General features: G+C 68.1%; 13 protein-coding genes and 1 pseudogene. 6 read left to right on the plus strand and 8 right to left on the minus strand.

Annotated features, from left to right (window positions below; genetic code table 11):
• Positions 1–92 precede the first annotated feature (92 nt).
• Genes RPX00_RS17480 through RPX00_RS17495 form a run of 4 tightly spaced genes read right to left on the minus strand, consistent with a single transcriptional unit; the run spans position 93 to position 3214 of the window.
• Complete coding sequence (locus RPX00_RS17480) at positions 93–839, minus strand: ESX secretion-associated protein EspG (RefSeq protein ID WP_406640626.1); 747 nt, start codon at positions 837–839, stop codon at positions 93–95.
• A gap of 2 nt (positions 840–841) precedes the next feature.
• Positions 842–2125 carry a hypothetical protein gene (locus tag RPX00_RS17485; protein WP_406640628.1) on the minus strand — a complete coding sequence of 428 codons (1284 nt, stop codon included), beginning with the start codon at positions 2123–2125 and terminating at the stop codon, positions 842–844.
• Positions 2125–2718, minus strand: a complete 594-nt coding sequence (locus RPX00_RS17490; protein ID WP_406640629.1) for a DUF3558 domain-containing protein — start codon at positions 2716–2718, stop codon at positions 2125–2127. The genes RPX00_RS17485 and RPX00_RS17490 overlap by 1 nt, the downstream gene beginning before the upstream one ends.
• A 4-nt stretch (positions 2719–2722) precedes the next feature.
• Positions 2723–3214: a PE domain-containing protein gene (locus RPX00_RS17495; protein WP_406640630.1), complete on the minus strand. Its 492-nt coding sequence runs from the start codon at positions 3212–3214 to the stop codon at positions 2723–2725.
• A gap of 378 nt (positions 3215–3592) precedes the next feature.
• Between RPX00_RS17495 and tsaB the strand changes: the two are divergent.
• The 3 genes and pseudogenes from tsaB (at position 3593) to tsaD (ending at position 5784) form a co-directional block, all read left to right on the plus strand.
• Positions 3593–4259: pseudogene (gene tsaB / locus RPX00_RS17500) on the plus strand (tRNA (adenosine(37)-N6)-threonylcarbamoyltransferase complex dimerization subunit type 1 TsaB).
• Positions 4256–4738, plus strand: coding sequence for a ribosomal protein S18-alanine N-acetyltransferase (gene rimI / locus RPX00_RS17505; RefSeq protein WP_378300939.1), 483 nt, complete (start codon positions 4256–4258; stop codon positions 4736–4738). The pseudogene tsaB and the gene rimI overlap by 4 nt, the downstream one beginning before the upstream one ends.
• Positions 4738–5784: a tRNA (adenosine(37)-N6)-threonylcarbamoyltransferase complex transferase subunit TsaD gene (tsaD, locus tag RPX00_RS17510; protein WP_406640632.1), complete on the plus strand. Its 1047-nt coding sequence runs from the start codon at positions 4738–4740 to the stop codon at positions 5782–5784. Before rimI ends, tsaD begins: the two co-directional genes overlap by 1 nt.
• Here tsaD and wecB read toward each other — a convergent pair.
• The 3 genes from wecB to RPX00_RS17525 form a co-directional block, all read right to left on the minus strand.
• Entirely contained in the window at positions 5765–6922 is a 1158-nt protein-coding gene (gene wecB, locus RPX00_RS17515; protein ID WP_406642963.1) for a non-hydrolyzing UDP-N-acetylglucosamine 2-epimerase, read from the minus strand. The two genes, tsaD and wecB, sit on opposite strands and share 20 nt — an antisense overlap.
• A gap of 69 nt (positions 6923–6991) precedes the next feature.
• The gene (locus RPX00_RS17520) at positions 6992–7171 is read right to left on the minus strand and encodes an LPXTG cell wall anchor domain-containing protein (protein ID WP_406640634.1); all 180 of its coding nucleotides are present in this window, start codon (positions 7169–7171) and stop codon (positions 6992–6994) included.
• A 21-nt stretch (positions 7172–7192) separates the two neighbouring features.
• Entirely contained in the window at positions 7193–7960 is a 768-nt protein-coding gene (locus tag RPX00_RS17525) for a choice-of-anchor P family protein (RefSeq protein WP_406640636.1), read from the minus strand.
• A 377-nt stretch (positions 7961–8337) separates the two neighbouring features.
• Here RPX00_RS17525 and xrtP point away from each other — a divergent pair, with 377 nt between their 5' ends.
• The gene (gene xrtP, locus RPX00_RS17530; protein ID WP_406642965.1) at positions 8338–8844 is read left to right on the plus strand and encodes an exosortase P; all 507 of its coding nucleotides are present in this window, start codon (positions 8338–8340) and stop codon (positions 8842–8844) included.
• A gap of 53 nt (positions 8845–8897) precedes the next feature.
• Positions 8898–10226: a glycosyltransferase gene (locus tag RPX00_RS17535; protein WP_406642967.1), complete on the plus strand. Its 1329-nt coding sequence runs from the start codon at positions 8898–8900 to the stop codon at positions 10224–10226.
• Positions 10227–10271: 45 nt separating this feature from the next.
• Here RPX00_RS17535 and RPX00_RS17540 read toward each other — a convergent pair whose 3' ends face one another.
• Positions 10272–12194 (minus strand): N-acetylmuramoyl-L-alanine amidase, encoded by a 1923-nt coding sequence (locus RPX00_RS17540; protein WP_406640637.1) that lies wholly within the window; start codon positions 12192–12194, stop codon positions 10272–10274.
• Between the two features lie 299 nt (positions 12195–12493).
• Here RPX00_RS17540 and groES point away from each other — a divergent pair, with 299 nt between their 5' ends.
• Positions 12494–12823 (plus strand): co-chaperone GroES, encoded by a 330-nt coding sequence (gene groES, locus RPX00_RS17545; RefSeq protein WP_020662728.1) that lies wholly within the window; start codon positions 12494–12496, stop codon positions 12821–12823.
• The last annotated feature ends 98 nt before the right edge of the window (positions 12824–12921 follow it).

Below are 12921 nucleotides of genomic sequence, written 5' to 3' on the forward strand. Positions count from 1 at the left end.
GTCACCGGCACCTGGAACCGCACCGTACCGCTTCGTGGCGGCTGCCACCTGCGACGCGATTCACAGCTCCCGATTGTCAGGGGTACCCAGGTTCAGGCGAGATTATCGAGCAGCGCGCGCACCCGTTCGACCATCGTTTCGTAACGGGCGGGCGCGACGTTCACCCACCGCTCGCCGCCCTCGGTTTCGGAGAACGAGAACAGGTAGCGCCCGTGCTCGGTGTCGTAATACGTGCAGATGTCCCGCCCGCTGATCCGCCGCCCGCCAAGCCCGTCGCGGACCCCCGCGGTGATCTGGCCGCCTCCGGCGCGAGGCAACGCCGCGACATCCAGCAGATGCCGGACGTCCTGCCTGGCCGGCCCGCCGTCGATCGCCAGGTTCAACGCCGACTCAGGCACCGACACCGCCTGCCCCTCCGCGGGCCGGACCCGCGGCAGCTCGCGGATCAGATCCTCAGCCAGCGCTTCGGACCGGGCGGGCCGCAACACGACAGTGCTGGTGGACGGCATGTGGCAGGCGAGCACCGCGTCCTTGCCCTGTGCCGCGACCACCAGCCAGTACCGCCGATCCCGCCCGCTTTCGACGGTCGCCGACAGCTCACTGGTCCCGCGACAGAGCACGGTCATGGTCCGGACGAACGTCTCGTCCAGCCCGCCACGCCCCCAGACGCCTTGGTCCGCCATCGCACTGACCGCCGCTTCGCGGTAAGCGCGAGCCTCCTCGGGATCGCGCCACAACGGGTCGGGCGCGAGCGCCGCCGGGAGCGAAACCCCGGCCAACTCCGCCGCGAGGGGCAAACAGTCGGCAGGGAGCACCACCTCACGGGCGAGCACGAGCATCGTCAGAGGCCGATCACCGGCGGAACCGCCTTGGGCAAGTCACCGATGAGCGCCGCGTCCGGGTCCTGCTCGACGAGGTAGTCGGCGGTCTCGTGGACGAGGTCTTCCTCGCCTTCGCCCTTCTGCCCGCGTCCCATCGCGCCCGCACCCATGCCCGATGCACCCGCACGCCCGTTGGCTCCGGCGGTGGCGCCTCGGGCGGCTTCGCTGTTGCCGAAGGTGCCGGTGCCGGTTCCCCGGCCGCCGCTGTTGGCCTGGTTGCCCGCGTTGCCGCCGTTGCCGAGGTTGCCCGTGCTGCCTGGGTTGCCTGCGCTGCCCGGGTTGCCTGCGGTGCCGCCGCCGATTAGCCCTGGCGCGTACAGATTGCTGCTGCCACCGCCGTTGGGGTTGCTCGTGTTGGGAGACCAGACGTTGGGGTTGTAGGTGTTGTTGGTGCTAGTCAGGTCCGGCGGAACGTAGCTAGACGTCCGGGTGTCATCCGGCACCGTCGTGTGCGGCGTGACATGCCGATCAGGCGTGCTGCCGGTCGGCGGGGTGTAACGCTCCGGCCCCCACGGGTGGGTATCCGAAGGAGGCGTAACCCCCGGCGGCCCAGTGCGATCGTTGGTGTGGTCGCGGTGGCTGGTGGTGCTGCCGGTGCTGTTGTCGCCGGTGTAGCCGCCTTCGGAGTACGTGTTGCCGGTGCCGCCAGGCCCGCCCGGGGTGTAGTGGGAGGGCAGGTGCGCGGTACCGGTACCACCAGGCTGGGTGACGGTGAAATCCCCACCGGCGGAGGGCATGGCTAGCTGTCCGTATTGCGAGGGGTCCGCCCAGCGCGCGGAGTTTTCGGTCGATTCCCCGTGGTACGACTGGTAGCTGTTGACGACTTCTTGCGCTTTCTTGTTCCAGGCATCGATTTCGTTGGCCCGGTTGGACAGGAAAGACAGGGGAGTGTCGCTGACCCAGTCGTCCGCGGGCTTGTCCCCGAGATCGCCGACCGAGGCGATTTTGTTGCGCAGCCCGTCGAAGGAACCGCCCTGACCGGAGTAGAGCGCCTGAGCCTGCGCGAGGTGCTGGCCGCTGGTCTGCGAGGCCTGGACCAGCGGCCCCGCCCCGACGTAAGCCCGCCCGGCCGCGTCGCCCTTCCAGTACTCGTCCATCGCGCCCTGAAGCTGCCGCATTTCGTTGGCGATGTCCTCGTGCTGTTTGGAGAGCGCCGCCGACTGGTCGGAACCGTGGAACATGCCGCGGGAGCCCTTGCCCGAGTTGACCAGGTGAACGATTTCCTGCGGGGAGAGGTTAGCCATCAAGCACCTGCCTTGATAGTGGTGACGGCAGCTGCGGCCGTTTTCACCGCGAGCGAGCACGGGTCGTTGTAGAGGGGCGAGGTCGTCCGGAGCGCGACGGAGGCGGTGAAGGTTTCGTCGTCTTTGATGCCGACGGCGACTTGGCAGCCGCCGCGTTTCCGGTCGTCGGTCGTACCCGCGAAGACTGCGGGGTAGCCGTTGACGTCGGGGGCGACCTCGAAGTAGCCGGATTCGCTGTCGCTGTTGGTGTAGGCGCCCGCAAGACCGCCCTGCCCAGGAAGCAGCCCGAGCCCCACCCGGTTGTTGTCGGCGTCATACCAGCTGCAGATGGGTGCGACGAGACCTTGGCCCTGGCGGTTGCGGACAGCCTTGATGACCTCGGTTGCCTGGGCTTGGCTGAGCAGGGAGCAGGGGTTCTGCTCGTATTTCGTGGCGTCGAGCGGGTTGCTCACCTTGGGCACGCTGCGTGAAGTGCTCGTTGGCGCCGAAGACGGCCCGGGTGTCGCTGGAACCGGGGTGCCTGGAGTCGAGGAGCAGGCAGTGACGGCGAGCAGAACGAGGCCGCCGGTCGCGGCAAGAGCGATGGGCTTCACCGGTTCATCCTTGCTTGCGCAGGCTGGTCGTGTTGGCGTGGTCCTGCTTCTCGTACTTGGCGATGGCGTCCTTCAGCTTGTCCGCGTAACCCTGTGCGTAGGCACGTTGCTGCTGAAGACTGGCGACATATGCGTCGGCATGGCCGTCAGCGGCCTTCTTCTGCATCGTGCTGGCCGGGTCATCGGCCGGCGGGGGCACGATTTTCAACTGCCCGCCTGCCTGCGCCATGTCGTCGAGCTTGTCCGCGATCTCCTGCCACTTCGGCTGCAGCTTCCGCATCGCGTCGATGTCCATGTTGAACCCGCCACCCGCCGCCGCGGCGTTGACCTTGGCGTCTTCGGCCGCGCGCTGCTGGTAGACCCGCGTGCCGGTGGAGTTCATCGCTTCGCCGTACTGCTTGTCCTGGCGGTCGCGTTTGGCCTGTTCCTCCGGGTCGACGTAGCCCGCGCGCCCGTTCACCGGCTGGCTGCTGCTGGACGACTCCCCATTGCCCACGATGACGCTCCCCCTCGGCTCCCGGCGGCTCTGTCTGCGACTGCCGATGCTCTGACTGAGCTTAATCGGTCGAGGTTCCGCGCGTGGACAAAATCCCCCAAGCCGGGCAGGTGTCAGAAACCTGCCTTGACGGTGGTCAGAGCCGCTGCGGCGGCCTTGATCGCCAACGCGCACGACGGGGGCTGTTCGGAAAGGATGACCGAACTGGTGAACGCCTCGTCGGGTGGACATCGACAACATCAAGAGGCGCAGGGGCAGCCGGAACAACCGGCTACGAGCACGACCAAGGTCACCACGGCCAGGTCAGACGACTTCGTCACGGAGAGTATCCCCGCCCGCTCCCCAGCCTTCCTCTGGCCAGAGCTATCCTGGGAAATCGTGCTGGTATTGGCGATCGACACGGCTACTCCGGCGGTGACTGCGGGCATCGTCGCCGTTGATGAGGCTGAAGTCGTCACTCGGGCGGATCGCGTCACGGTGGATCCTCGGGCGCACGGGGAACTCATCGCTCCGCATGCGCTTGCGGCTGCCGAGGACGCTGGGGTCACGTTGCGTGAACTCGACGCCATCGTGTGCGGCGTTGGGCCTGGGCCGTTTACCGGGCTGCGGGCGGGTATGGCGACGGCGGCTGCGTACGGGCACGCGCTTGGCATTCCGGTGTACCCGGTCTGCAGTCTTGACGCGATCGCTGCTGACGTGGTGCGTACGGAGAAGCCCTTTCTCGTCTTCACGGACGCGCGGCGTCGCGAGGTCTACTGGGCTGCGTACGACGCTTCGGGCGCGCGCGTGGACGGTCCGCACGTACAGCGGCCCGCGGACGTTGATACGGAGATTCGGGTCGCGGCGGGCGATGGGGCGTTGCAGTACGCCGCAGCGGTGGGCGTGGTGCCGATTGAGCCGCGGTTTCCGTCGCCGGCTGGGTTGGTGCGCGTCGCGCGTACGGCGCTTCTTGAGCGCGCGGAGCCGGAGCCGTTGACGCCGCTTTATCTACGTCGTCCGGATGCTGTCGAGCCTTCTGGCGCGCAAGAGGGTGACGGCGCTGTGAAGCTCGACCAGTTGCGTCGCGCTGACGTCGCGAGGTGTGCGGAGATCGAGAAGATCCTCTTTCCCGGCGATGATCCGTGGAGTGCGCGCGCGTTTCATTCCGAGCTTGACCAGGGGCATTACTACCTGGCCGCCCGGTCGGACGACGGCGAGACCCTGCTCGGCTACGCGGGGCTCGCGGTGGTTGGGCGACGCGGGGACTACGAGGCGAACGTGCACACGATCGGTGTGGTGCCGGAGGCGCAGGGGCAGGGGATCGGCAAGGCGCTGCTGCGCGCGTTGCTGACGCGCGCGGACGAGTTGCGCGCGGCGGTTTTCCTCGAGGTGCGCACGGACAACGACCCCGCCGTGACGCTGTATGAGGCGCACGGGTTTCAGAAACTTGGCATCCGGAAGCGTTATTACCAACCCTCCGGTGCCGACGCGTTCACCATGGCCCGCCCCGCGCAGGCCCCGGCACGAGACGAGGTGGCCGGCTGATGGCGCGCGTCATCATGGGCATCGAAAGCTCCTGCGACGAGACCGGAGTCGGCCTCGTCCGGCTGCACGACGACGGCACGGTGGAACTCCTTGCCGACGAGGTCGCGTCCAGTGTGGACCAGCACGCTCGCTTCGGCGGGGTCGTGCCGGAGGTCGCGAGCCGCGCGCATCTCGAAGCGATGGTGCCGACGGCGGAGCGGGCGTTCGCCACGGCTGGGCTGAAACTGTCCGATGTGGACGCGATCGCGGTGACGGCTGGGCCGGGGCTCGCTGGTGCGTTGCTGGTGGGGGTTTCGGCGGCGAAGGCGTATGCGACGGCGCTGGATGTGCCGCTGTACGGCGTGAATCACCTTGCCGGGCACATCGCGGTAGACACGTTGCAGCACGGGCCGTTGCCGTCGCCGGTGCTGGCGTTGCTGGTTTCCGGTGGCCACACGCAACTGTTGCGAGTGGACGACATCGCGTCGAGCATCACCGAGCTTGGGTCCACTGTGGACGACGCGGCGGGCGAGGCGTACGACAAGGTCGCGCGCGTGCTCGATCTGCCGTATCCGGGCGGGCCGCCGATTGACAAGGCGGCCAAGCAGGGTGACCCGAAGGCGATCGCGTTCCCGCGCGGGATGACCGGTCCGCGCGACGCGAAGTTCGACTTTTCCTTCTCTGGCTTGAAAACAGCGGTGGCGCGCTGGGTGGAGAACGCTGAGCGCGCCGGCGAAAAGGTGCCGGTGAACGATGTCGCGGCGTCCTTTCAGGAGGCAGTCGCGGACGTTCTCACCGCGAAGGCGATTCGTGCCGCGCGTGAGCAGGGCATCGGGACGTTGGTGATTTCCGGTGGCGTGGCAGCGAATTCGCGGCTTTCGGAGTTGGCGGCGGAGCGGTGCGCGGAAGCGGGGATCGAGCTACGCGTGCCGCGGCCGCGGTTGTGCACGGACAACGGCGCGATGATCGCGGCGTTGGGTGCACACGTCGTGGCGGCAGGCCGGGCGGTGGCACCGCTGGACTTCTCGGCGAACCCGGGCCTGCCGGTTAACGTTGTGTCCCTTTAGGACTCACGAGGTGCGCGGCGGACACGCCAAGCAGTGTCTCGATCGCCAACGCCGAACGCGTTGCGGCCGAACCGTTTCCGTACGGATTCGCTGACGCCGCAGCGCTGATCTCCCCGCGGAGAATGCGTGCGGCGGTGTCGGTGATCAGCTGAGTGTCGGTGCCGACCAGCCAAGCGCAACCGGCTTCGACGGCCTCCGGGCGTTCCGTAGTGTCGCGCAGCACCAGCACTGGCGTACCGAAAGTGGGCGCTTCCTCTTGTATCCCACCGGAATCCGTCAGTATGAGCGTCGCCAGCCGCAGTGCGCGCACGAGATCCGGATACTCCAACGGCTCGGTCACCGTCACTCGCGCGACCCCGCCCAGCACCTCCTCGACCTGCTCCCGCACGGCCGGATTCGGATGCACCGGGAACAGCACCTGCACGCGCGGATGCGCATCGACGATCTGGCGAACCGCGGTCAGCGTGCGCGTCAGCGGCTCGCCCCACGACTCGCGGCGATGAGACGTGACCAGCACCAGCTGTTCATCCGCCTCGGCGATTCCCATCTCCAGCAACGCGAGCGCGGGATCGCGGGCAGGCAAATCGCGCGCGGCAACCGCCAGTACGGCGTCGACGACAGTGTTGCCAGTACGCGTGATCCGCTCCGGCGGCACGCCTTCGGCCTGCAATGCCGCACCCGCGGCCGCTGTCGGGACCAGGTGCAGCGCCGCGATCCGCGAGATCATTTGCCGCGTCCCCTCCTCGGGGAACGGCGACGCCAGATCGTGCGTGCGCAGCCCGGCTTCCAGGTGAACCACCGGAATTCCGAGCCAGAACGCGGCGAGCGCACCGGCTAATCCAGTGGTGGTGTCGCCTTGCACGACGACCGCGGACGGCTGATACCGGCGCAGCGCGGCGTCGAGCGCGGGCAGCAGGCCGGACACCAGCTCCGCCTGGGTACCGGACACCCGCGGCGGCACGTCGAGCCACGCGTCGATCCCGACTCCGAACGGGGCCAGCGCCTGTTCGACCATGCCCTGGTGCTGACCGCTGTGCACGACGAGCGGCCGCAGCCCGGGGCGGGCGTCCAGGGCCAGCGCGAGCGGCGCGAGCTTCACCGCCTCCGGCCGGGTTCCGGCCAGCAGCATCACGTCCACCATTTTCACCCTTTCGAGTGTCCCGGAAATCCGGGCTGCCGGCGCGAGCATGCCGGCAGCCCGGATTCTTCAGCCGTCCAGGCGGGAAAACCGCCGATTCCGGCGGCGGACGGCGATCAGCGCGGCGATCCCGAGGAGCACCAGCGCGACGCCGACCGCGAGCCACCAGCCGACGTCGGCACCGGTGGCGGCGAGGGTTCCCACGCCGCCGCCCGCGACGCCGACCCCGGCACCAGGCATCTTGTACATCGATCCATCACCTCGCCGGGCTCAGGCAGCCGAACGACGCCGGGTGAAGCGAATCCCGACCGGCACCGCGACCGCGGCGAGCACGCCGAAGCCGACCCACATGCCCGCCCCGGAGGCGAGCGGCATCGGCGGCGCGGCCGGGCCGCAGGTCGCCGACGACAGGATCACGTCGCCCGAGCCGAGCGCGCCCAGCGCGTCGCCGCCCAGCAGCTTCAGGTGCAGGGCGTTGACGGTGAGGCTGCCGTCCTTGTTCTTGATCTGCTCGTTCAGGATCAGCGTCGCCACGTGCAGCGGGCCGACCTGGACCTTCAGCTCGGTGTTCGCCGCCGGGGTCGCGTCGACCTTGCCGAGATTGCCGAGGTTCGCGCCGACCAGCGTGCTGCTGCCCTTGACGCCTTCCTGGGTCGCGGTGCAGACGGCTTCGACCGCCTTCACGCCGACGTCGCCGGCCGCGGCCTTGAGCAGCGGCAGGCCGACATCGGCGACTGACGCCTTCGCCGTGACCGCGCCGGAGTTGTCGTCGCGCACGGCGGATGTCTTGATCACGCCGGTGGTCAGCACGCCGGGCACGTTCGCGGAAACCGCGGTGCTTTCCGTCGGGCCGTTGGTGTTCGCGGCCGCGAGCGGGCCGACGTGCACCGCGGGCTGGCCGAGCAGGGTCACGTTGACGTTGACGCCGTAGGCCGACCCGTCGCCGGGAGCGGCGCTGGCCGGAGCGGCTCCGGCCAGGGCGATGCTCGCCACGACAGCGGCGAGCAGGCCGCCTCGTCGCACGAGGTGTCTCTTCACTGGTCCTCCGATTTTTCTCAGGGCGAGCCGCTGCACGGACGAATCCCGCTGAGCAAGAGTCGGCACGCGGATCGGTTATCGCCGGACGTTTCCGAAATGGCACAGCTTTTTCCGGCGATCACCGGATCGAGTGATACGAATTCCGCTTTTTCCCAGGTTGCGCGAAGTATCACCCGAACGGCGTAGCAAGCTTGGGTAAGAATATGCCGAAAGCTGCTCGGGTATCCCCGGAAAGGGGTTGCCCGGCAAAGGGCGGAAACCGGCACGGCCACGATCGGTGCCGGGGTACGCCTCGGTACCGCTGGGGTTCGGTGGAGAGGGTTGTCGTGACAGCAGTCAACGCGCCGGTGTCGGGCGCATCCCGGTTTCCGCAGCGTGTGGCGGTGTTCGGGGTGCTCGCCGCGGGAGTGGTGCTGGTGCTCGTGGAGCGCGGGTACCGGGAACTGGAAGTACAACTGGCCGGTGCCATCCTTCGGGTCATCACCTCTTCGGGGGTCTATGTCGCCGGAAATCGGGAATCGGTCTACTTCGGGTTGTCCGGCGATACTCCATTCGGGTTGCGGATGACGCCGGAATGCTCTTCGGTCTTTCTTCTGCTGCCGTTGCTATTAGTGACCGCCGCACTTCTGTGGTTCCGGCCACAGAATGCCCGCAGGCTCTTTTTCTCGCTGGGAATTGCCGCGATCGCGGTCATTCTGGTTAATCAGTTACGGATTCTCACCATCGTCGGCCTGGTGAACGGGCTCGGCACCGACGAGGGCTACTACTGGGGACACACCCTGCTCGGCTCACTGGTCAGCGTCCTCGGCGGCGCGGTCTCGCTGGTGCTCTTCGTCTGGTTGTCGACGCGGAAGACGAAGGCCGAGAAGCGGGCCGCGGCGTGAGCGGCTCCAGCCTGAAGATCCTGCTGTCGGTCACGCAGGCGTTCGCGCTCACCATGAGCGTCGCGTTCCTCGTGTACGTCGTGGTGATCGTGGTGCCGTACCTGCGCCGCAAGCCCGCTCCGGTCGGCGATCCGGCCGACTTCTCCTGGCACTTCTTCGTCCCCTGCCGCGACGAGGAGGTGGTGATCCGCGAGACCGTGAAGTACCTGCGCGGCACGTTCCGTCGCGCGCATGTGTGGGTGGTGGACGACGACTCGGACGACCGCACCGCCCGCGTCGTGCGCTCGGTGTGGCGGCGCAACGGCGGTTACGACGCGAATCTGCACCTCGTCGCCCGCCAGCGTCCGGAAGCGCGCACCGGCAAGGGGGACGCGCTCAACGCCGCCTACCGCGAGCTGGACGCCTGGCTCGGCCCGGATGCGGACCGCGACCGGGTGGTGGTCGTGGTGGTGGACGCGGACGGCCGTCCCGCGCCCAACTGTCTCGAAGTGTGCGCGGCGGACCATCTGTTCGGCGACGAGACCGTCGGTGCGGTCCAGCTTGACGTGCGGATGAGCAACGCCCGCAGCCGTCCGCCGGGACGCACCTGGTTGTCCCGCGCGTTCGGGCTCAAGCTCGCTCAGCTGCAGGATCTGGAGTTCCGTACCGCGATCGCGGCGATCCAGACGTCGCGCGGCTTCACCGGCACGATCTCCATGGGCGGCAACGGGCAGTTTACCCGGCTGTCCGCATTGGACTCGATCGCCGGCGAGGAACTGGCTCCGTGGCGCGGTTCGCTGCTGGAGGATTTCGAACTCGGCGTGCACCTGCTCACCGCGGGCTGGCGCACCGGGTTCACGCCGGATTCCCATGTGGCGCAAGAGGGTCTGTACAGCCTCCGCCGGTTCCTGGTGCAACGCACGCGCTGGGGCCAGGGGACCATGCAGTGCCTGCGGTACCTGCGCCGGATCTGGGACTCGCCGCATGTGTCCACTTTGGGCGCCGCGGAGATGATGTACTACCTGGCGCAGCCGTGGATGCAGTTGCTCGGCTCGCTGTTGTACCCGGTGCCGTTCGTCCTGCTTCTCGTGACGACGGCGGGCGATCCTGGCCAGGTGTGGACGTGGTTCACCGGCGGGGCTTGGATTCTCTTCGCGATCTACGGTTCGTTCGGGCTGCTGCCGTTCGTCGTGTGGGGCCCGATCTACCAGATGAAATGCTTGCGCAGCAAGAACATCTTCCGCGGCCTCGGTATGGGCCTGCTGTACGCGGCCTACATCTACACCTTCTACATCACGTCCTGGCGCGCGCTGTTCCGGCTGGTGCGCGGGCGCAACGGCTGGGCCAAGACCCGGCGCAACACCGAGGCGAGCACCGGCGTGAAGGTGGCCCTGGACGCGTGAATGCCCGGGCCGAAACGTACGGCCCGGGCATTCAACGAGCTGCGGTCAGGACGCCGGTTCGAGGTCGACGTCGTCGCGGCTGACGTACGCGACGCGGTGGCCGAGCTGGATTTCCACGTACTTCGCCTTGCCCTTCACGACCTTGTTCGTCGCGACGTCGAAGGACGCCGAGTAGTACTCCGAGCCGGTCAGCCCGCCGACCGAGTACTTCTGGCCCGCGCCGAACTGGTACGGCAACGGCTTCAGCTCCTGCACCGGAACGTCCTTCGGATAGGCCGCGGCCTCCGGGTACGCGCTCCCGTAGACCGGCACGGTCGCCTTGCCCTCCTTGGGCGTCGCGACGAATCCGTCGACCGGATACGCGGCCGGCGAGTCAGCTGAGTTGCGGAACCAGCCCTTCTGCCCGAGATACCAGATCGCGGTCCAGTCGTCCCTGGTGTCCGCGACAGCGTACTTCTGTCCGGTGGCCGCGCGGCTGCCGATGTCCGAGACGTCCATTGTGGACGGATTGGGTCCGTGCATGCCCACATCGGACAGCAGCGGCGCGGAATCGCTCGGCTCGGTGTGCAGCACGACGGACCCCGAACCCCGTTCCGGGCAAGGGTTTCCGGAGCCGATCTTGTCGCAGCCGGTGAACACCGGACGGTTGGCGGAGACCTCCGGCGCGATCATCACCAGTCCGGAATCCGGCGAGCCGTCGTGCTCGAGCGGGGCGCCGAGCAGGTCGAAGTAGTGCGCCCAGTCCCAGTACGGACCCGGGTCCCAGTGCATGCTCTTGATCTTGTCCGCGTTCGGGCCGGGCACGTTGTCGTGGCCGAGGATGTGCGCGCGGTCCAGCGGAACGCCGAAGCGGTGGGCGAGATAGCGCACGAGCTTCGCGGACTGGCGGTACATCGCCTCGGTGAACCAGGTGCCCTGCGCGGCGAAGCCCTCGTGCTCGACGCCGAGGGATTTCTCGTTCACGTACCAGTTCCCGGCGTGCCAGCCGACGTCTTTGGTCGGCACGTGCTGGGCGATCTTGCCGTCCGAGGAGCGGACCGTGTAGTGCCACGCGGTCTGGCCCGGGGTCTGTGCCTGCTTCATCACCGAGTCCCAGGTGCCCTCGGTGTCGTGGATGACGATGTAGTCGATCTTCTGGTCGCGCGGACGGTCGGCCTTGTCGTAGTTGCCGTAGCTGTCGCCGATCTTCTGGAAGGGCGCGGGCACCGATTCGCAGGCCAACGACTTCGGGCACTCGGTGGCCGGCGGCTTTCCGTCGCGCAGGCCTAGGCGGTCTGCCTGTGCGCGGTCCGGAGTGATGCCGGACTTCGCGGCGAGCTTGACGGCTTGGCCGTCGTCGGTCGTACGCGCGATGCCGCTGTTGATGGTGCTGAAGACTTCGTCGGCGAAGGTGCGTGCGCCAGTGACGTCTTCGGAGCCGCTGTAGCGCGCGACGGCTCCGTACCAGTCCTTCGCGTTGTCGCTCTTCACGCCTAGCTGTCGCTGGTACTCGGCGAGCAGTGCCGCGCCGCCTCGGATGTTCGCTTCGGCGTCTGTACGCAGCTTCGCGGCGTCGGTGTGCAGCAGCTCGGCGGCCTTGTCGATGGTCTGACTGCCGGCCGGGGGAGTCGGTGGTTCGAGCGCCTGCAGCCGCAGGGTCTGGCGCGAATCGTCGCCGCGGGGGTCTTCGTCGGGGTTGTCGAACTCGCTGGTCCGCAGACCGGTGGTGCGGACGTCGGTGAGGTGCATCGGGCCGTAGCCGGCGGCGGTGCTGGGCGCGCCGGAATGCGTGTCCCAACGGGATTCCAGGTACGAGACGCCGAGCAGGACGTCCAGCGGGACGCCGAATTCGCTGGCCGCGTCGGCGAACGCACGTTGGCGGGCTTCGTTGGCGGGCTGCGCGGAGGCGGGAACGGCGACCGCGATCGCGGCCAGTGCCAGCAGCCCGGTGGTGGCAGCGGTCAGGCGCCACGGGAGTGAGCGGGGCATAGGACGACTCCAGGAGTGAGATGCCTGTCTGTGCGGATCCAACCAGGAGCCGGGGGATGTGGTGAGGTTTATCCGCCAGATGCGGACCGATCGGGCACGCGGTGGTGCCCCAGGTTCCGGCCGCCCGCGCGGGAGGCGGAACAAACTGGCCGGTCAGCGGCTTCCGCCTGCCGTTTCGCCCGGTGTGACGGACCCTCCTTGCGAAGCTGGCACTCACGTGGCTAGAGTGCTAAATGAACGGCCCGGACACGCCCCGGCACCCGCGACGGCGGGGGTGGTATGAGCCGTAACCAGTCATCATGCCGACGCTTTCGACGACCGTGGAGGTCAACCCGGTGAGCGTGAACATCAAGCCGCTCGAGGACAAGATCGTTGTCCAGACGAGCGAGGCCGAGGAGACGACCGCTTCCGGCCTCGTCATCCCCGACACCGCCAAGGAGAAGCCCCAGGAGGGCAAGGTTCTGGCCGTTGGCCCGGGCCGCATCGACGACAAGGGCAACCGCGTTCCGCTGGACGTGGCTGTCGGCGACGTCGTCATCTACTCCAAGTACGGCGGCACCGAGGTCAAGTACAACGGCGAGGACTACCTGATCCTCTCCGCCCGCGACGTGCTGGCCGTCATCAACTGACGCGTCACTCGCAGCGCAAGGACGCCCCGGGCCCCGCTCATGCCGGGGTGCGGGGCGTTTTGCGTCGCACGACAACCGAAAGGTAAGCGGAAAGCGCT

The organism is Amycolatopsis sp. WGS_07 (assembly GCF_045278895.1).
In the GTDB taxonomy this organism is placed as follows: domain Bacteria; phylum Actinomycetota; class Actinomycetes; order Mycobacteriales; family Pseudonocardiaceae; genus Amycolatopsis.

Coding starts and splice junctions, on each gene's coding strand:
- RPX00_RS17480 (WP_406640626.1), bottom strand. CDS start 839: ATGCTCGTGCTCGCCCGTGAGGTGGTGCTCCCTGCCGACTGTTTGCCC.
- RPX00_RS17485 (WP_406640628.1), bottom strand. CDS start 2,125: ATGGCTAACCTCTCCCCGCAGGAAATCGTTCACCTGGTCAACTCGGGC.
- tsaD (WP_406640632.1), top strand. CDS start 4,738: ATGGCGCGCGTCATCATGGGCATCGAAAGCTCCTGCGACGAGACCGGA.
- RPX00_RS17520 (WP_406640634.1), bottom strand. CDS start 7,171: ATGTACAAGATGCCTGGTGCCGGGGTCGGCGTCGCGGGCGGCGGCGTG.
- RPX00_RS17535 (WP_406642967.1), top strand. CDS start 8,898: ATGAGCGTCGCGTTCCTCGTGTACGTCGTGGTGATCGTGGTGCCGTAC.
- RPX00_RS17540 (WP_406640637.1), bottom strand. CDS start 12,194: ATGCCCCGCTCACTCCCGTGGCGCCTGACCGCTGCCACCACCGGGCTG.
- groES (WP_020662728.1), top strand. CDS start 12,494: ATGCCGACGCTTTCGACGACCGTGGAGGTCAACCCGGTGAGCGTGAAC.